Genomic DNA, 17,982 nt, shown 5'->3' on the forward strand with positions numbered 1-17,982 from the left:
CGGTGCCGGCCAGTCGCTACAGCCCATCGCCGAGACCTTTTCCCAAGCGCCTGCCGGAGCCCGTCTACGACAGCGGCGAGATCGTCCGTCGCATCAGCACGACCAAGGGCTACATCGTCTTCAAGGGTCAGGCCTGGCGCGTGCCCGGCGCCTTCAAGGGAGAATGCCTGGCCATCCGTCCGCTCGACCGCGACGGCCTATACGGCGTCTTCTTCGGCGCAACCAAGGTCGCCAAAATCGACCTCACGAACACGCCGTGAGTGTCAGGCATGTCTCCGAACATCTGTCAGGGATGTCTCCGGGCTTTACACTCGTCCCGAGGATCTAAGCACGCCTCCCAGAGTTCAACGGTCCTGGCATTCGCGACGGATCAACATGCGCCGGAGAGAACAAGGCGCCAAGTGTCCATTCACGTCGAGCAAGTGGGACCCTTGGCAGATCCTCGGGACGAGCCCGAGGATGACGGCGGAGTGGGTGGCCGCGTCCGTAACCTATTGAAACGACACGGCACACCGCAAAAATGCAACTGTGCAACAAGTCTGATCGGGCGCCGCATGACACGACGCCCGCCCGCACCATTTAACCCGCATAAGTGACCAGCAGGTCCTTGGCGTCGATCTGGTCACCCGCCTTGACGAGAACTTCGGCGATCGTGCCGTCTTTCTCGGCGTGGATCGCCGTTTCCATCTTCATGGCTTCGATCGACACGAGCACGTCGCCGGCGCTGACCGTCTGGCCGGCCGAGACGAAGGCGCGGGAGATGACGCCCGGCATCGGCGCGCCGACATGGGCGGCATTGCCCGGCTCCGCCTTGCGGCGGGCGGCGGCACCGGTGGCACCATGGGCGCGATCCGGAACCTTGATGCGGCGCGGCTGGCCGTTAAGTTCGAAGAACACGGTGACCATGCCCTGGCTGTCGGTGCCGCTCATCGCCTGGTTGACGATGACGAGCGTCTTGCCCTTCTCGATATCGGCAAACAGCTCCTCGCCGTCACCAAGACCGTAGAAATAGGCAGGCGTCGGCAGGACGGAGACCGGGCCGTATGTGTCGGATGCCAGCGCGAAGTCGGTGAAGACCTTCGGATACATGAGATAAGAGGCAAACTCGAAGTCGTTGACCTCGCGCTCCAGCTTGGTTTCGATCGTCTTGCGCTCGGCATCGAGATCGGCATCCTCGAGCAGCGAGCCGGGACGCACCGTGTAGGGTGCATCGCCCTTCAGCGCCTTCTTCTGCAGCGCTGCCGGCCAGCCGGACGGCGGCTGACCGAGATCGCCCTTCAGCATCGAGACGACGGATTCGGGGAAGGACACTTCCTTGTCGGCGCTGACGACGTCGGCGACGCTCAGATCCTGGGAGACCATCATCAAAGCCATGTCGCCGACCACCTTGGAGGACGGCGTCACCTTGACGATATCGCCGAACATCTGGTTGGCATCGGCATAGGCCTGTGCCACCTGGTGCCAGCGGGTCTCGAGGCCGAGCGAACGCGCCTGTTCCTTGAGATTGGTGAACTGGCCGCCCGGCATTTCGTGCAGATAGACTTCAGACGCCGGTCCCTTGAGATCGCTTTCGAAGGCCGCGTACTGGTGGCGCACCGCTTCCCAGTAGAAGGAGATGCGGCGGATCCATTCCGGATCGAGACCCGGATCGCGTTCCGAACCACGCAGAGCTTCGACGATCGAGCCGAGGCACGGCTGCGAGGTGTTGCCCGACAGCGCATCCATGGCGGCATCGACAGCATCGACGCCGGCGTCGACGGCAGCGAGAACGGTCGCGGCCGCGATGCCCGAGGTGTCGTGCGTGTGGAAGTGGATCGGCAGGCTTGTCGCCTCGCGCAGCGCCTTGAAGAGCACCTTAGCGGCGGCTGGCTTCAACAGGCCCGCCATGTCCTTCAGCGCGATGATATGCGCGCCGGCCTTTTCGAGCTGGACGGCGAGATCGGTGTAGTACTTCAGATCGTACTTCGGGCGCGCCGAGTTCAGGATGTCGCCGGTATAGCAGATCGCCGCTTCGCAGAGCTTGTTCTCTTCGGCGACCGCATCCATCGACACGCGCATGTTCTCGACCCAGTTCAGGCAGTCGAAGACGCGGAAGAGGTCGATACCGCCGGCAGCGGCCTGGCGGACGAAGTATTTGACGACGTTATCTGGGTAGTTCTTGTAACCGACGCCGTTGGCACCGCGCAGCAGCATCTGCAGCAGGAGGTTCGGCGCCGCCTCGCGCACCTGCGAAAGGCGCTCCCACGGATCTTCCGTGAGGAAGCGCATGGAAACGTCGAAGGTGGCGCCGCCCCAGCATTCCAGCGAGAGCAGGTTCGGCAGCGCATGCGCATAGGTGCCGGCGATACGCGCGATGTCGTAGGTGCGCATGCGGGTCGCGAGCAGTGACTGATGGCCGTCGCGCATCGTCGTGTCGGTCATCAACACGCGCTTTTCGTTGCGCATCCATTCGCCGAACTTCTTCGGACCCAGCGTATCGAGCAGCTGCTTGGTGCCGTCCTTGATCGTCGTGCCATTGGTGTAGGGCACGACGGGCTCTGCGGCATCCGCGGTCGGGCGCGGCCGATCCTTGGCCTCGGGGTGACCGTTGACAGTGACGTCGGCCAGATAGGTCAAGAGCTTCGTCGCGCGGTCCTGGCGCTTGACCTGCTGGAACAGTTCCGGCGTCGTGTCGATGAAGCGCGTGGTGTAGCTGTTATCCTTGAACTTCGGATGCGTGATGATCGCTTCCAGAAAGGTCAGGTTGGTGGCGACGCCACGGATACGGAATTCGCGCAGCGCGCGGTCCATACGCGAGATCGCTTCCGACGGGCTCGGTGCCCAGGCCGTGACCTTGACCAGCAGCGGATCATAATAGCGGGTGATAATGGCGCCTGAATAGGACGTGCCGCCATCGAGACGAATGCCGAAGCCGGAAGCCGAACGATAGGCGGTGATGCGGCCGTAATCCGGGATGAAGTTGTGCTCCGGATCCTCGGTGGTGATGCGGCACTGCAGGGCATGGCCGTTGAGCTTGATATCGGCCTGTGCGGGAACGCCCGATTCCGGCGTACCGATCGCGAAGCCGTCGAGAATATGGATCTGCGCCTTGACGATATCGATGCCGGTGACGACTTCGGTGACCGTGTGCTCGACCTGGATGCGCGGATTGACTTCGATGAAGTAGAATTTGCCGGTATCGGCATCCATCAGATATTCGACAGTGCCGGCGCCGACATAGCCCGTGGCGCCCGCGATCTTCAGCGAATAGGCGGCAAGTTCCTGGCGCTGCGCTTCAGAGAGATAAGGGGCTGGCGCGCGCTCGACGACCTTCTGGTTGCGGCGCTGGATCGAGCAGTCGCGCTCGAAGAGGTGCACGACATTGCCGTGCGTATCGCCCAAGATCTGGCTTTCGACGTGACGGGCGCGCTCGACCAGCTTTTCGAGATAGACCTCGTCCTTGCCGAAGGCGGCCATCGCCTCGCGCTTGGCTTCGGTCACCTCGCGGGCAAGGTCCTTCGGATCGCGAATGGCGCGCATGCCGCGACCGCCGCCACCCCAGGAAGCCTTGAGCATGACGGGATAACCGATCTCGTCGGCCATCTTGGCGACGACGGCCATATCGTCAGGCAGCGGATCGGTGGCCGGCACCACGGGAACGCCGACCGAGATCGCCAGATTGCGGGCCGCCACCTTGTTGCCGAGCTGGCGCATCGTGTCGCCCGTCGGGCCGATGAAGATGATGCCGGCCTTGTTGCAGGCATCGACAAATTCGGGGCTTTCCGACAACAGGCCGTAGCCCGGATGGATCGCATCCGCTCCGGAGAGCTTGGCGACGCGGATGACTTCGTCGATCGACAGATAGCTTTCGATCGGGCCGAGGTCGCGCGCAAGATGCGGACCGCGGCCAACCTGATAGCTCTCGTCCGCCTTGAAGCGATGCAGCGCCAGTTTGTCTTCCTCAGCCCATATCGCGACCGTTTTTATCCCGAGCTCGTTGGCAGCGCGAAACACGCGGATGGCAATTTCGGAACGGTTGGCGACAAGGATCTTGGAAATGGGCAAATGCAGTCTCCTCACGGCATAAAAACGGGCAATGCTGCACCCGCGAAAGGAGTCTTAACCCGCTGTCACGGAAAGTTCAATTTCCCACGACGACACCAGATCGAATTTCTCTAAACTAGCCCGGCCAGACTCTAGCTAATGAGCCCGTGGCGGAAAGCAACGGCCACGGCATGCTGGCGGTTCTTTGCCTTCAGCTTGTCCTGCAGGCCGTTCATATACCAGTCGACAGTATGGTTGGAGATTTGCAACAGCTTGCCGATCTCGACCGACGTCAATCCTTCCGCGAGATACTGCAGGATTTCCATTTCCCGGCGCGTCAGCCTTGTGTCGGCGCCAGGCAGATCATCCGTTACTGAACCGTCTTCACCGCGCAGCTCGAGAATGCGCCAGAAAGCCCGCCTGGCGATCGCATCGAACAGGGTGATCTCGATCGGCGACAGATCGACCGGCTTGCCGCCGACGCGCAGATAGCCGAGCACGCCGCTTCTCCCATGGATCGGAAACATGTAGCCGTCCTTCAGGCCATAGCCCGCGGCAGCGGACATCACCTGTTCCATCCGCCGATAGTGCGGATCTTTTCGGAATGCAGCCAAGCCATCTTTCCAGCGGAACGGCTGTTGCGCGAAGGCGAGATATCGGATCGTCGGATCGTTCAGCATGTATTTCTTGCCGACATAAACCTGCGGCCAACCCTCGGGCCACTCGCCGGCAAGCACGGCCGCGGTCAGATCTTCGCTGTGTTTCGGATACCGGAGCAATCCATGAAACTCGAAGCCATAAGACAGGATGACGTGCTTAAGCTCATCGACCACCGCTTCCGGTTTCCGGCACTCCTCAAGAACGACAAGTAATTGAATTAATGAATGAATATTCACTAAAATGCCCCCATCCCATCCCAGGCTTTTAAGTGAAGCCGCTGCGACAGGACTGCCCCGATAGCGAACGGTTATCGATGCAATTGAAATTAGAGTTCAGAATATCGTTTATGGTTGTGCCAGTTTGACGCGACAACGCAAGGGTTAAATGTCGGGCCTTTTTATTTCCCTAAGAAATTTTACCACATCTGACATCTGCTCATGAAAGCGAGCATCGGAGCGACGGCGAAACTCCAACAATGAATGCCTTGTTAATCGCCAGTTCAGATAGGTTTTTGTAGCATCGCAACATCCGCTGTTTCGCAGATGCACAAAGAGGAATTCGCCGTGTCGCTTTTCAAGGTCTATGCAAGAGCTTTGCGCTATCTTGGCGCCTATAAGTTCCGCGTATCCCTGGTCGTTATCGCGAACATCGTGCTCGCAGCGATCACCATCGCCGAGCCGATCCTTTTCGGCCGCATTATAGATGCAATTTCCGGCAAAGGCGAGGTCAAGCCGATCTTGTTCATGTGGGCCGGTTTTGCCGTTTTCAACACCATTGCCTTCGTCCTGGTCGCCCGCGAGGCAGACCGGCTGGCGCATGGCCGTCGTGCAACGCTTCTGACGGAAGCCTTCGGCCGCATCATTTCCATGCCGCTCTCCTGGCATCATCAGCGTGGCACGTCCAATGCCCTGCATACGCTGCTGCGCGCCTGCGAGACGCTGTTCGGCCTCTGGCTCGAATTCATGCGCAACCACCTCGCGACCGCCGTTGCCATCGCCATCCTCATCCCGACGGCGATTTCGATGGACGTCCGTCTGTCCGGCGTGCTTGTCGTGCTTGGTATCGCCTACTGGCTGATCGGTCGTCTCGTGATGAGCCGCACGAAAGATGGCCAGGCTTCGGTCGAAAACCACTATCACACGGTTTTCTCGCATGTCAGCGACTCGATCAGCAACGTCTCGGTGCTGCACAGCTACAACCGCATCGAAGCGGAAACCAAGGCGCTGCGGTCCTTCACCGAACGCCTGCTGCAGGCCCAGTATCCAGTTCTCGACTGGTGGGCGCTGGCCGGCGCGATGAACCGTATGGCCTCGACCATCGCCATGATGATTATTCTCGTCATCGGTACCGTCATGGTCCAGGCCGGCGAGCTGCGCATCGGTGACGTCATTGCCTTCATCGGCTTTGCCAACCTCCTGATCTCGCGTCTCGACCAGATGCGCCAGTTCGCCTCGCAGATCTTCGAGGCCCGTTCCAAGCTCGAGGACTTCTATGCTCTCGAAGACTCGGTCCGTGATCGCGAAGAGCCTGCCGGCAACGCCGACATCACCGACGTGAAGGGCGAAGTCGAGTTCCGCAACGTGTCGTTCCGCTTCGGCAACACGGCACAGGGCCTGCACAACGTGTCCTTCACCGCCAAGGCTGGCCAGACGGTTGCGATCGTCGGTCCGACCGGCTCGGGCAAGACCACGATGATCAACCTGCTGCAGCGCGTCTACGACCCTGACAGCGGCCAGATCCTCGTCGACGGCCACGACACGACGAAGGTCACCCGCAAGTCGCTGCGTCGCTATATCGCCACCGTGTTCCAGGACGCAGGTCTGCTCAACCGCTCGATCAGCGACAACATTCGCCTCGGCCGGGAGAACGCTTCGGATGAAGACATGCGCCGTGCGGCAGAAGCCGCCGCCGCAGCCGACTTCATCGAGACCCGCGAAGACCAGTACGACACCCATGTCGGCGAGCGCGGCAACAGGCTTTCGGGTGGCGAGCGCCAGCGTGTGGCCATCGCCCGCGCCATCCTCAAGGATGCGCCGATCCTGGTGCTGGACGAGGCGACGAGTGCGCTCGACGTCGAAACGGAGAACCGCGTGAAGGCTGCGATCGACAATCTTCGTCAGAACCGCACGACCTTCATCATCGCCCACCGTCTGTCGACGGTTCGCGAAGCCGACAAGGTTCTCTTCCTCGACAACGGTCGCGTCGTCGAAGAAGGCAGCTTCGACGAGCTCAGCCAGAGCAACGGCCGCTTCGCCGCGCTGCTGCGCGCCAGCGGTATCCTGACGGACGAGGAAGTCCGCAAGGCACACACGACCGAAGCCGCCTAACACAGGCACTTCACGAAAACGATCGAAGCCGGATGGTCCGCCATCCGGCTTTTTTCTTGCCTGACAGGCCCGCACGTCTAGATAATCCGGAACTTGAGCCGGGAGCCCCGTATGCAGGTCAAACGAATTGTCGCCAATATCGCGACCATCGATCGGAAGGCCGCCAGGTCTTTCTATCAGGACATCCTCGGCCTTGAGCTGCTAATGGATCACGGCTGGATAGCAACCTATGGCTCCGACCAGCAGATGGCGGTTCAGGTGAGCGTTGCCAGCGAAGGTGGCTCCGGAACACCCGTGCCGGGCCTGTCGATCGAAGTCGATGACGTCGATGAGGCATTTTCAGCCATGAGCGCCGCCGGTTTCGAAATCACCTATGGGCCGGCCGATGAGCCCTGGGGTGTACGACGCTTCTATGTCCGGGACCCCTTTGGCACCCTCGTGAACATCGTCTCGCATACAGGCTGAACTAGAGGCCTGCGCAAGGGGTGTTAGACTAAAGTCATAATCCCAAAGCCGCTCTCCGTAAGCGTGGTGTTTTCTGGCACACTTTCCTCGGGCGAACCGCGACCAGGGGTATGCTTTGAGGAGAGTATGGTCGCGCGCCGCATTTCACATCATTCTGTGGAGGACAGAACATGGCAAATGTCGCAAGCGTCGGGGGCGCGAAAGCCGGACCGATGACATCGGAGGAGAAGAAGGTCATCTTCGCCTCCTCGCTTGGCACCGTTTTCGAGTGGTACGACTTCTATCTCTACGGCTCGCTCGCCACCTATATCGGCGCGACCTATTTCACCCAATATCCTGAAGCCACCCGCAACATCTTCACGCTGCTGGCCTTTGCCGCCGGTTTCCTGGTTCGCCCGTTCGGCGCACTGGTCTTCGGCCGCCTCGGCGATCTCGTCGGGCGTAAATACACCTTCCTGGTGACGATCCTGATCATGGGTCTCTCGACCTTCCTAGTCGGCATCCTCCCCGGTGCTGCCACGATCGGTATTGCTGCTCCGATCATCCTGATCGCGCTTCGCCTGCTGCAGGGCCTGGCGCTCGGCGGTGAATATGGCGGGGCGGCCACCTATGTGGCCGAGCACGCACCGAACGGCCGTCGCGGCTACTTCACGTCATGGATCCAGACCACGGCAACGCTCGGCCTCTTCCTGTCGCTGATCGTCATCGTCGGCGTCCAGTTCATCATGGGCAAGGAAGCCTTCGCCGCCTGGGGCTGGCGCATTCCGTTCCTGGTCTCGGTCGTCCTGCTCGGCGTCTCCGTCTGGATCCGCGTGCGGATGAACGAATCCCCTGCCTTCAAGAAAATGAAGGCGGAAGGCAAGGGCTCGAAGGCGCCGCTGACGGAAGCATTCGGTCAGTGGAAGAACGCCAAGATTGCCCTCATCGCTCTGCTTGGCGCCACCATGGGCCAGGCGGTCGTCTGGTACGGTGGACAGTTCTATTCGCTGTTCTTCCTCCAAAACGTTCTGAAGGTCGACCTGCAGGCAGCCAACATCATGGTGGCCGTGGCCCTCATCCTTGCCACACCGTTCTTCGTCATCTTCGGCGGCCTGTCGGACAGGATCGGCCGCAAGCCGATCATCATGGCCGGCCTGTTGATCGCCGCCGTCACCTACAATCCGCTGTTCAAGGCCCTGACCTGGACCGCCAATCCGGCACTCGCCGAAGCCCAGGCATCCGTTCGGGCAACGGTCACAGCCGATCCGACGGACTGCAAATTCCAGTTCAACCCGACCGGCACATCCAAGTTCACCAGCTCCTGCGACGTGGCGACAGCCTTCCTGACCAAGAACTCGGTGCCCTATGATGTCGTCCCCGGCCCTGCCGGCCAGCCAGCAACTGTGAAGATCGGTGACGAAACCATCACCAGCTTCGACGCCGTCGCAGCCGGCGACAAGGCCAAGGGCCTGACGGCGGCCTTCGAGAAGAGCGTCAACATCGCGCTCCACGATGGTGGCTACCCACTGAACCGTGGTGCCATCAAGGTGCCTGACGCGAAGCTCGATGCCTTCATCGCCGCCAATCCGGAACTTGCGCTTAACGCCGATGCGATCCGCGCAGGGACCAAGGAAACGATGCCGGCCGACAAGCTGGTGGCGGCCAAGCTGCTGACGGCGGATGAAGCCAACGGCGTCACCGACATGGCGGTCTACAATATCGCCGGCGGTGGCACCTTCGCCATGGCGGCCGATCCCGCTCGCGTCAACTGGATCGGCACGATCGCCATCCTGTTCGTGCTGGTTCTCTACGTCACGATGGTCTACGGCCCGATCGCGGCACTTCTGGTCGAGCTCTTCCCGACCCGCATCCGCTACACCGGCATGTCGCTGCCCTATCACATCGGCAACGGCTGGTTCGGCGGCCTGCTGCCGGCAACGGCCTTCGCGATGAGTGCGGCCACCGGCGACATCTACTTCGGCCTCTGGTACCCGATCATCTTCGCCGCGATCACGCTTGTGATCGGCCTGATTTTCCTGCCGGAAACCAAGAACCGCGATATCCACGCAATGGATTGATCTTTTCCGAGACGACAGACCACGCCCGGCGCTCCAAAGGCGCCGGGTTTTCTATGGCCGGAAACAGCCGCTTCGGCTGCGGCCAGCCGCCGATACCCGGCCGGAACAAGAGATTGTGGCGCGCATAGACGATGGCGATCATCATCGAGAACCAGCCGCCAAGCGCCAGCCCGGCAATCACGTCGCTCGGATAGTGCGCTCCCACCATCACCCGCGTCATGCCGAACCAAAGCGCGCAGGCGATGAAAGCGATGCGATAGCGCGGGAAGAGCAACGCGAAGGCCGCGAAGAAGGCACCGATCGTCGTCGCATGCCCGGATGGAAAGCTCTCGAAGGAATGACCGGAGAAGGACGAAAACGAGAAGATGCCGTAGTCCTGGAAATGCTCCGGCCGTGCCCGCCCAATCAACCGCTTCAGCAGATTGGCGACCAATCCCGACACCGCGATCGAGGTCAGGAGATAGCAGCCGATCCAGCTGATCCTGAGCGCCTGCAGGCGGTGGCGAATGCTTGTCGCCGTCCGCGACGACGCCCAGCCTTGAAACAGAAGGAAGGCGCTGACGATGATGATCCAGTCGGACTTGCCGAAATCGGTCAGCATCAGCCCGATCCTGCGAATAGCGGGCGGCACGTGATCGCCTCCGACAGGACCGTCAAACAGTAAAAGCGAGAGGATCACGGCGTTGACCGTGACGAATAGACAGGATTGCCAACGCAGATGCGGCATACCGTGATTGCAACGAAGCCTGCGTTTCTCAAGCGAAGAGAGAAAGGATTTCATGTCTGTCGGCTGTCCGGGTCAGGGGTTGTCGATCAACAGCCAAGACCTAGCAGAAGCAGAATACAGATTTTTTACGACCGTTCTAAAGCAGTCGGCTAAGCCGCGGTATCGGCCATCCGCCATCGCGGCCGATCGAGAACACCAGTCCGAAACGCGCAAACAGCACCGATGTGGCAAAGGCGATCCACGCCCCCAGCGCAAGCCCCGCTGTAACGTCGCTCGGATAGTGCACGCCGATGATGATTCGGGTTGCGCCAAGCCAGAGCCCGATGCCGATGAAGCCCAAGCGAAATCGTGGGAAAAGCAGCGCGAGCGCCACGAACAGCGCGCCGATATTGGCCGAGTGGCCGGAGGGAAAGCTCTGGTGCAGGAAATCCATGTTGAACGGCGCGAAACTGAAGATACCCTCCTGATCGTAGATCAGCGGCCGCGCACGCCCGATCGCGAACTTCAGAGTATTGGCGATGATGGCGGTGAACAGAACGGAAAGCGCGACATAGGAGGTCATCTGCCCGAAATAGATCATCCGGAACCGGTCACGCACCTTCCACAGCCGCCGGCGGACCAGATAGGCAACAGCAAGAATGGTAGCGAGACCCGCGAGAATCCAGGCGAGCCTGCCGATGTCGGTGACATCGCCCGCGATCGATATCAACGGCGCCGACAACTCCTTGGAGGCCAGACCGAGCGGGCGATCGAACACGAAGAAGGCGATGGCCACGGCGTTGATCGCGGAAAAGGCAAACCCCTTCCAGGGTACCCGGCGATGGATCGTGCAGCGCGCCTGATAGCGCTTTTTCAGATAGCCCCAGAAACCCAGCCCGCGATCGACACTCTCGCTCATTCCACTCCCGCTCTTTTCTCAATAGAGAAGGGAGATAGGGGCCGCGATAGGCGGCTTCAATGCAAAGGCCCTCCGCATCGTCAGATGCGAAGGGCCTGAAACGTGTTTCACGTGAAATATCAGGCAGAAAGCGCCTTGAACTCGGAAAGGATCGCCTCGCCCATCTCGACCGTGCCGACCTTCTTGGCGCCGTCGGCCATGATATCGGCGGTGCGGATGCCCTGGTCGAGCACGTTGGCGATCGCCTTTTCGAGGTTGTCGGCTTCCTTGACCATGGCGAAGGAGTAGCGCAGGCACATGGCAAACGAAGCGATCATCGCGATCGGGTTGGCAATGCCCTTGCCGGCGATGTCAGGCGCCGAACCATGCACCGGCTCGTAAAGCGCCTTGCGCTTGCCGGTCTTGCCATCAGGCGCGCCGAGCGAAGCCGACGGCAGCATGCCGAGCGAACCCGTGAGCATGGCGGCAACGTCGGAGAGCATGTCGCCGAACAGGTTGTCGGTGACGATGACGTCGAACTGCTTCGGCGCGCGCACCAGCTGCATGCCGCCGGCATCCGCCAGCATGTGCTCCAGCTTGACGTCCGAATACTTGTCTTTGTGGGTCGCGGTCACGACCTGGTTCCACAACACGCCCGACTTCATGACGTTGCGCTTTTCCATCGAGCAGACGCGGTTCTGGCGCGTACGGGCCATTTCGAATGCCACGGCCGAGATGCGCTCGATCTCGTAGGTGTCGTAAACCTGCGTGTCGATGGCGCGCTTCTGGCCATTGCCGAGATCGGTAATCGTCTTCGGCTCGCCGAAATAGACGCCACCGGTGAGTTCGCGGATGATCAGGATATCGAGGCCTTCGACCAGCTCCGGCTTCAGCGAGGAAGCGGCAGCGAGCGCCGGGTAGCAGATGGCAGGACGCAGGTTGGCGAACAGCTCGAGATCCTTGCGCAGGCGCAGCAGGCCGGCTTCGGGACGCACTTCATAGGGAACGTCGTCCCACTTCGGGCCGCCGACGGCACCGAAGAGAACCGCATCCGCAGAAAGCGCCTTCTGCATGTCGGCTTCGGAGATCGCCGCGCCATGCGCGTCGTAAGCACAACCGCCGACCAGACCTTCGTCGGTGGTGAAACCAGCCGACATCTCTTCGTTCATGAAGGCAATGATCTTGCGGACCTCGCCCATAGCCTCGGGACCGATGCCGTCACCCGGCAGCAGGAAAAGATTGCGCGTCGTCATGGAAACCTCCGGGAAAAACAAGTTGCGGCTTATTATCCCTCGACAGAAGGCATTTCAAGCGACCAAGAGGCCGTTTCGGTACGGTTGGCGCCAGAGTTGAACGATCAGTTGAACGATCGGTTGACCCCGTAATTTGCCTGGGCAACAAGAAGGGCATCGTGACCATGATCCGGAAAACGCCCATGCCCGCCGCACCGCTCCATCTCGACACCCCGCTGTTTCGCACTGCCGCCGACTATAGCGCCGCAAACCGGCCGCTCTGGCTGAAGCTGGACGCGCTGCAGCCGGCAGGAAGCTTCAAACTGCGCGGCGTCGGCCGGCTCTGCCAGCACGAAGTGGAAAACGGCGCGAAGGAAATCTTTTGCGCCTCCGGCGGCAATGCTGGCATCGCCGCTGCCTATGCCGGCCGCGCGCTCGGCGTGCCCGTCACCATCGTCGTGCCGGAAACCACCTCCGAGGACGTCCGCCGCTCCATCGCAGCCACCGGCGCCGCCGTCCTCGTCCATGGCTCGGTCTTCGACGAAGCCAACGCCCATGCAGTCAATCTCGCCGCAGAGCGCACGGCCGCCTATGTGCACCCCTTCGACCATCCACTACTCTGGGAAGGCCACGGCACGCTGATCGACGAAGTGGTGGCCAAGGGCACCGAATTCGACTGCGTGATTGCCAGTGTCGGCGGCGGCGGCCTGCTTGCCGGCATCGTCGCCGGCCTGAAGCGCAACGGCCTCGATGATGTGCCCGTCATCGCCGTCGAAACCGAAGGGGCCGCATCCTTCAAAGCCAGCCTGGCCGCCGGCGAACGCATCACCCTGCCCGCTATCACCTCGATCGCCACCTCGCTCGGCGCCCGCCAGGTCGCCCAGCATGTCTTCGACCTTCCCAGGCATCATCCGATCGAGAGCGTAACGGTGACCGACGCCGAAGCCGTCGCCGCCTGCCTGAAATTCGCCGACGCCTATCGCATCCTCATCGAACCCGCCTGCGGCGCAGCCCTTGCCGTCGCCGACACCCACCCCGACCTCCTCGCCCGCTTCAAGAACCCACTGATCGAGGTCTGCGGCGGCATCGGCGTGTCGCTGGAAAAGCTCAAGACGTGGAGAGAGCGCCTGCTCTGAAGCCAAAGAAAAAGCCGGCGGGAGAGAACCCGCCGGCTTGATCATGCAATCCTGTCGAGGCGCTTAGGCGGCCCAAGGATGGGAAGCGGCGTTAGCCTTTTCGAACTGGTCGATTTCCTTGCCCTTTTCCATCGTCAGGCCGATATCGTCGAGACCGTTCAGCATGCAGTGACGCTTGAAGGCATCGAGATCGAACTTGATGGAGCCGCCGTCGGGGCCGGTAATTTCCATGTTTTCCAGGTCGACCGTCAGGATGGCGTTGGAGCCGCGCGAGGCGTCGTCCAGGAGCTTTTCCAGATTTTCCGGGCTGACCTTGATCGGCAGGATGCCGTTCTTGAAACAGTTGTTGTAGAAAATGTCGGCGAAGCTGGTGGAGATCACGCAGCGGATGCCGAAATCGAGAAGCGCCCACGGCGCGTGCTCGCGCGAGGAGCCACAGCCGAAATTGTCGCCGGCGACGAGGATCTTGGCGTTCTGGTAGGCTGGCTTGTTGAGGACGAAATCCTCGTTCGGCGTGCCGTCTTCATTGTAGCGGGCTTCCGCGAAGAGACCCTTGCCGAGGCCGGTGCGCTTGATCGTCTTCAGGTAATCCTTCGGGATGATCATGTCGGTGTCGATGTTGACAACCGGCAGAGGGGCGGCGACGCCCGTCAGCTTGGTGAATTTTTCCATGGCCTGGCCTCCAGTTCGGCAGAGATAGTGTGTTGATCAGCGTTTAGTCCAGTTTCCCGGCAAAATGAAGGGGAATCTGCAGCCCCGGCCAGCGCCCTGAAGAATCGACCGGCCGGGCGCGGCTGATCTAGCCGGCCTTGGCGGGCTCGTTCATCGCCCAGGATACGCCGAAGGGATCGCGCAGCTGACCATAGCGATCGCCCCAGAACATGCGCTCGACGGGCATGACCACCTCGACACCGGCCTTCACCGCCCGATCCCACCACAGATCGATATCGTCGACGACGAGCTGAAGCGAGAAGCCCTGATGTGGCCGGAACGGATGACCGTGTTCGGGATAGGCGTCGCTCAGCATCAGCGAGCTGCCATTGATATAGAGATGCACATGCATCGTGCGTCCATTTTCATCGGGCGGCACGACGAATGCCTGCTCGGCGCCGAAAGCTTTGTTGTAGAATTCCGCCGCCTTCAGCGCGCCGTCGACAGTGATGTAGGGGAGCAGTCCGTTCTTGACCGGCGGCATGGCCATCTGGCCGGTTTGCGTTTCGCTTTCCATGCAGTCCTCCATTGATGCCTGGGCGTGATGCTTGTGCAGCCACAAGCCTTGCCGCATCTAGGACGCGCGAGCAAAACGCCAGCCGACAGACCGAATGAAATAAATGCGGACGCCAGGAACGATCAGAAAAAACGCGATCAGAGATCGATGATCGTGCCGCGACCGTCGTTCCAGATGCGCATGGGTTGACCATCGCGCGTCTTGGACTTCGCCCTTGCGCAGACCGGAGCCGCCTTCATCTTCAGCGAGAGAGCGCGGCCGACCATCAGCACCGTCAGAATGGCGCCGACGGCGAGCGTCACCGAAAAGGTGAGGAGCGCCAATGCTGCGAATGCGGTGATGCCTGCAAGCAAAAGGAAGACGGAACGAATATTCTGCATGGGTTTGAAACCTTTCTAGGAAAGGAATGTGGTCCTTCGTCTTGTCTTCTGCAAGATAAGCATGGCTTTTTGTTGTCTTGCCATCGGTCACAAAGCTTGACACACATTCGTGATGAGCCAGTCTCCCCTCACCCGTTCGATGAACCTGCGCCGCTCGGTGCTGAGCGTTCCCACGATCAATCCTCGCGCGCTTGAAAAGACCCATCAGCTCGGTTGCGATGCTGTGATCTTCGATCTTGAGGATTCCGTCGCGCCCGAGAAGAAGGCCGAAGCGCGCGAAAACCTGGCCGCCTTCTTCCGGGGCAAACCGCTCGAGGGCAAGGAACGCATCATCCGCATCAACGGCCTCGACACCAGCTGGGGCCGCGCCGACATGGAGCTCGTGAACGCGCTGGAGCCGGATGCCGTTCTGTTGCCGAAGGTCAACGAACCGCAGGACGTCATGTTAGTCAGCGACCTTCTCGCGGATGCCGATGCACCCGACGAACTGCGGATCTGGGCGATGATCGAGACACCGCGCGGCATCCTCAATGCTGCGGCGATCGCCGAGGCCGGGCGAACGGCGGGCTCAAGGCTCGATTGCTTCGTAGTCGGCCTCAACGACCTCAGAAAGGAAACCGGCGTCTTGCCGCAGCCCGGCCGGCAGTATCTCGTGCCCTGGCTGATGCAGGTGATCCTCGCCGTGCGCGCTTACGGCCTCTGCGCCATCGACAGCGTCTTCAACGATTTCAAGGATATCGATGGCTTCGACGCCGAATGCGCCGAGGCACGCGCCATGGGTTTCGATGGCAAGATGCTGATTCACCCCGCGCAGATCGAGCCGGCCAATCGGCATTTCGGCCCGGACGCATCCGCCATCGCCGAAGCGCACGCGATCATGAAAGCCTTCGCCGACCCCGCCACGGATGGCCTCAACGTCATCAATGTCGACGGCCGCATGATCGAGCGGCTGCATCTTGTCCAGGCGGAAACTCTGGTTCATAAAGCCCGCCTGATTGCAGAACGCCAGAAGGCAAAAGGCCAGACGGCAAACTGAAAGACGATGTGATGAAGCTCTACCGCCTTCTGACCGGCCAGGACGACGCCGCCTTCTGCCACCGCGTAACCGACGCCCTCAACAAGGGCTGGTCGCTGAACGGCTCGCCGGCCATGACCTTCAACTCGCAGACCGGCCAGGTGATGTGCGCCCAGGCGATCGTCAAGCATGTCGAAGGCAAGGACTATCACCCCGACATGAAGCTCTCCGAGCAGTAAGATTTGCTGTGGGGCGCCTGAAGAGCCCAGCGCCTAGCGTTCGGCCGCCTCTTCGGCGCTCGCCTCGATGCGCTCCATGTCGTCGTCACTGAGGCCGAAATGGTGGCCGATTTCGTGGATCAGCACGTGGGTGATGATATCGCCCAGCGTCTCGTCGTTTTCGGCCCAATAATCGAGGATCGGCCGCCGGTAGAGGCGGATGCGATTGGGAAGCTCGCCCGTTTCCAGAGTGAAGCGCTCGGAAATCCCGCGCCCCTCAAACAGGCCAAGCAGATCGAACGGCGTTTCCAGCGCCATGTCCTCGAACACCTCGTCATCAGGGAAGTCTTCGATCTCGATCGTCAGATTGGTGGTCAGCGCACGGAATTCTTCCGGCAGGTGGCTATAGGCCTCCATCGCCAGGGACTCGAACGTGCTGATTGTCGGAGCGTGGCGATCCTGCCAATTGTCGCTCTGGTCTATGCGAGCCATAAAAGCTCCTTTCCTTTGCCGCCCATATAGAGCCTTTGCCGTTGATTTTCGAGAGCGGAATCAAGGGCAGGAATAAATTCACATCAAACGGCTGTTGACTCTTCGGCCGAGCTCTGGAATCCATAAGAACATAATAGGAACATCCGTTAGATGGAGTGACGTCGTGGCACAGTCGGCCGTGGCGCGCGAGCGGCTTTTTGCGCTCCGCGAAACCATTGCAAAGCTTGAAGGAAAGCCGGTGCCCGCATTGGCGGCGGCGGAAAACCAGGCTTTGGCCGACACCGTTCTCGACAAGCCCGGGAGCGAAGATGCCCTGCGCCTGCCGCTTGGTATCCCCGCTCTGGATGAGGCGCTCGACGGCGGCCTGCCGCTTGATGGCCTGACGGAAATCCGCACGACGCTGCTGCGCAATGCCGGCGCAAGCAGCGGCTTCGTTCTGGCGATCGCGGCCATGCTCCAGCATGGGCAAGAGGAGGGCGCTAACGCACACCTGCCGATCCTCTGGATCGCCGACACGGTGGCGACGATGGAGGCCGGACGGCCCTATGCCGTGGGCCTCAGCGATTTCGGTCTGAAGCCGCGGCTCTTCCTGCACGCCGCACCGAAAAAGCTGGAGGACGCGCTGTGGCTGGCGGAAACAGCCGTCGAAAGCGGCGTCTTTCCGGCCACCATTCTCGAGGTTCGCGGCAATCCCAGGCCCTTCGGCCTGACGGAAAGCCGTCGTCTCAACCTGCGGGCCAAGGCATCGCGCCGCCCGCTTTTTTTGTTGCGGCAGGCAGCGGAGGAAGAGGCCAGCAGCGCCATCTTCCGCTTTCTTGCCGAACCCGCGCCATCTGCGGCGCGGCCCTTGCCTGATGGTTCGATGCTGGGCGGCAGCATCGGCAATCCGATCTTTCGCATCACCCTGGAGAAGAGCCGAAACCCGGCCCCCTTCTCCATTCTTCTGGAGTGGAACCCCCATGACCGCCGGTTTTTCCCTGTCCGCCCATCAGCCAACACTCGCTTTCCAGGCGAACGCTCAGCGCATTCTGGCGCTGCATTTCCCGCATCTGCCAACCGATCGCATATCCAGGAAGAAGTGGGGTCTCGCCTGGCGTTTGCGCGATCGTCCTGAGACGCCGCCGATCGTCTGCTCCGGCCGCCAC

The 17,982-nt window shown here is 61.2% G+C and carries 15 protein-coding genes and 2 pseudogenes; 8 read left to right on the forward strand and 9 right to left on the reverse strand.

The features are described 5' to 3' along the window. Positions 1–328: pseudogene (locus D460_RS36495) on the forward strand (IS481 family transposase); the annotation flags it as partial. A 251-nt stretch (positions 329–579) separates the two neighbouring features. On the opposite strand, the gene pyc reads toward D460_RS36495, so the two are convergent. Beyond that, positions 580–4,044 (reverse strand): pyruvate carboxylase, encoded by a 3,465-nt coding sequence (pyc, locus tag D460_RS0123430; protein ID WP_018901033.1) that lies wholly within the window; start codon positions 4,042–4,044, stop codon positions 580–582. 131 nt (positions 4,045–4,175) lie between these two features. Next, positions 4,176–4,919, reverse strand: coding sequence for a LuxR family transcriptional regulator (locus D460_RS0123435; RefSeq protein WP_026283451.1), 744 nt, complete (start codon positions 4,917–4,919; stop codon positions 4,176–4,178). Between the two features lie 327 nt (positions 4,920–5,246). Between D460_RS0123435 and D460_RS0123440 the strand changes: the two genes are divergently transcribed. The 3 genes from D460_RS0123440 (at position 5,247) to D460_RS0123450 (ending at position 9,532) form a co-directional block, all read left to right on the forward strand. Further along, positions 5,247–7,010, forward strand: a complete 1,764-nt coding sequence (locus D460_RS0123440) for a glucan ABC transporter ATP-binding protein/ permease (protein ID WP_026283452.1) — start codon at positions 5,247–5,249, stop codon at positions 7,008–7,010. Positions 7,011–7,121: 111 nt separating this feature from the next. Continuing rightward, positions 7,122–7,475, forward strand: coding sequence for a VOC family protein (locus D460_RS0123445; protein WP_018901036.1), 354 nt, complete (start codon positions 7,122–7,124; stop codon positions 7,473–7,475). A gap of 170 nt (positions 7,476–7,645) precedes the next feature. After that, the gene (locus D460_RS0123450; RefSeq protein ID WP_018901037.1) at positions 7,646–9,532 is read left to right on the forward strand and encodes an MFS transporter; all 1,887 of its coding nucleotides are present in this window, start codon (positions 7,646–7,648) and stop codon (positions 9,530–9,532) included. Between the two features lie 61 nt (positions 9,533–9,593). Here D460_RS0123450 and D460_RS0123455 read toward each other — a convergent pair. From D460_RS0123455 to leuB, 3 genes and pseudogenes are all read right to left on the reverse strand, one after another. Next, positions 9,594–10,313, reverse strand: a pseudogene (locus D460_RS0123455) (phosphatase PAP2 family protein); the annotation flags it as partial. Between the two features lie 82 nt (positions 10,314–10,395). After that, positions 10,396–11,157 carry a phosphatase PAP2 family protein gene (locus tag D460_RS0123460; protein WP_018901039.1) on the reverse strand — a complete coding sequence of 254 codons (762 nt, stop codon included), beginning with the start codon at positions 11,155–11,157 and terminating at the stop codon, positions 10,396–10,398. 119 nt (positions 11,158–11,276) lie between these two features. Then, positions 11,277–12,389 (reverse strand): 3-isopropylmalate dehydrogenase, encoded by a 1,113-nt coding sequence (leuB, locus tag D460_RS0123465; protein WP_018901040.1) that lies wholly within the window; start codon positions 12,387–12,389, stop codon positions 11,277–11,279. Positions 12,390–12,571: 182 nt separating this feature from the next. Here leuB and D460_RS0123470 point away from each other — a divergent pair, with 182 nt between their 5' ends. Next, complete coding sequence (locus tag D460_RS0123470; RefSeq protein ID WP_018901041.1) at positions 12,572–13,504, forward strand: pyridoxal-phosphate dependent enzyme; 933 nt, start codon at positions 12,572–12,574, stop codon at positions 13,502–13,504. Between the two features lie 63 nt (positions 13,505–13,567). On the opposite strand, the gene leuD is transcribed toward D460_RS0123470, so the two are convergent. From leuD to D460_RS0123485, 3 genes are all read right to left on the reverse strand, one after another. Then, positions 13,568–14,176 carry a 3-isopropylmalate dehydratase small subunit gene (gene leuD / locus D460_RS0123475; RefSeq protein ID WP_018901042.1) on the reverse strand — a complete coding sequence of 203 codons (609 nt, stop codon included), beginning with the start codon at positions 14,174–14,176 and terminating at the stop codon, positions 13,568–13,570. Between the two features lie 127 nt (positions 14,177–14,303). Next, positions 14,304–14,732 (reverse strand): glyoxalase/bleomycin resistance/extradiol dioxygenase family protein, encoded by a 429-nt coding sequence (locus D460_RS0123480; RefSeq protein ID WP_018901043.1) that lies wholly within the window; start codon positions 14,730–14,732, stop codon positions 14,304–14,306. Positions 14,733–14,869: 137 nt separating this feature from the next. Further along, positions 14,870–15,112 carry a hypothetical protein gene (locus D460_RS0123485; protein WP_018901044.1) on the reverse strand — a complete coding sequence of 81 codons (243 nt, stop codon included), beginning with the start codon at positions 15,110–15,112 and terminating at the stop codon, positions 14,870–14,872. A 112-nt stretch (positions 15,113–15,224) separates the two neighbouring features. Between D460_RS0123485 and D460_RS0123490 the strand changes: the two genes are divergently transcribed. Together D460_RS0123490 and D460_RS0123495 are read left to right on the forward strand one after the other, a co-directional pair. Further along, positions 15,225–16,148, forward strand: coding sequence for a CoA ester lyase (locus D460_RS0123490; protein WP_026283453.1), 924 nt, complete (start codon positions 15,225–15,227; stop codon positions 16,146–16,148). Positions 16,149–16,159: 11 nt separating this feature from the next. Further along, positions 16,160–16,366: a DUF1737 domain-containing protein gene (locus D460_RS0123495; protein ID WP_018901046.1), complete on the forward strand. Its 207-nt coding sequence runs from the start codon at positions 16,160–16,162 to the stop codon at positions 16,364–16,366. A gap of 33 nt (positions 16,367–16,399) precedes the next feature. Here D460_RS0123495 and D460_RS0123500 read toward each other — a convergent pair whose 3' ends face one another. Beyond that, a complete protein-coding gene (locus tag D460_RS0123500; protein WP_018901047.1) occupies positions 16,400–16,837 on the reverse strand; it encodes a metallopeptidase family protein in 438 nt (145 codons plus the stop codon). A gap of 163 nt (positions 16,838–17,000) precedes the next feature. Here D460_RS0123500 and D460_RS36855 point away from each other — a divergent pair, with 163 nt between their 5' ends. Then, positions 17,001–17,951, forward strand: a complete 951-nt coding sequence (locus tag D460_RS36855) for a hypothetical protein (RefSeq protein ID WP_018901048.1) — start codon at positions 17,001–17,003, stop codon at positions 17,949–17,951. The last annotated feature ends 31 nt before the right edge of the window (positions 17,952–17,982 follow it).

This window comes from Rhizobium sp. 2MFCol3.1 (genome assembly GCF_000377565.1).
Classification (GTDB): Bacteria; Pseudomonadota; Alphaproteobacteria; order Rhizobiales; family Rhizobiaceae; genus Rhizobium.

Excerpts from the sequence above, each read along its gene's own strand:
- D460_RS0123445 (WP_018901036.1), top strand. The coding sequence starts at position 7,122 with ATGCAGGTCAAACGAATTGTCGCCAATATCGCGACCATCGATCGGAAG.
- D460_RS0123450 (WP_018901037.1), top strand. The coding sequence starts at position 7,646 with ATGGCAAATGTCGCAAGCGTCGGGGGCGCGAAAGCCGGACCGATGACA.
- D460_RS0123460 (WP_018901039.1), bottom strand. The coding sequence starts at position 11,157 with ATGAGCGAGAGTGTCGATCGCGGGCTGGGTTTCTGGGGCTATCTGAAA.
- leuB (WP_018901040.1), bottom strand. The coding sequence starts at position 12,389 with ATGACGACGCGCAATCTTTTCCTGCTGCCGGGTGACGGCATCGGTCCC.
- D460_RS0123470 (WP_018901041.1), top strand. The coding sequence starts at position 12,572 with ATGCCCGCCGCACCGCTCCATCTCGACACCCCGCTGTTTCGCACTGCC.
- leuD (WP_018901042.1), bottom strand. The coding sequence starts at position 14,176 with ATGGAAAAATTCACCAAGCTGACGGGCGTCGCCGCCCCTCTGCCGGTT.
- D460_RS0123480 (WP_018901043.1), bottom strand. The coding sequence starts at position 14,732 with ATGGAAAGCGAAACGCAAACCGGCCAGATGGCCATGCCGCCGGTCAAG.
- D460_RS0123485 (WP_018901044.1), bottom strand. The coding sequence starts at position 15,112 with ATGCAGAATATTCGTTCCGTCTTCCTTTTGCTTGCAGGCATCACCGCA.
- D460_RS0123490 (WP_026283453.1), top strand. The coding sequence starts at position 15,225 with ATGAGCCAGTCTCCCCTCACCCGTTCGATGAACCTGCGCCGCTCGGTG.
- D460_RS0123495 (WP_018901046.1), top strand. The coding sequence starts at position 16,160 with ATGAAGCTCTACCGCCTTCTGACCGGCCAGGACGACGCCGCCTTCTGC.
- D460_RS0123500 (WP_018901047.1), bottom strand. The coding sequence starts at position 16,837 with ATGGCTCGCATAGACCAGAGCGACAATTGGCAGGATCGCCACGCTCCG.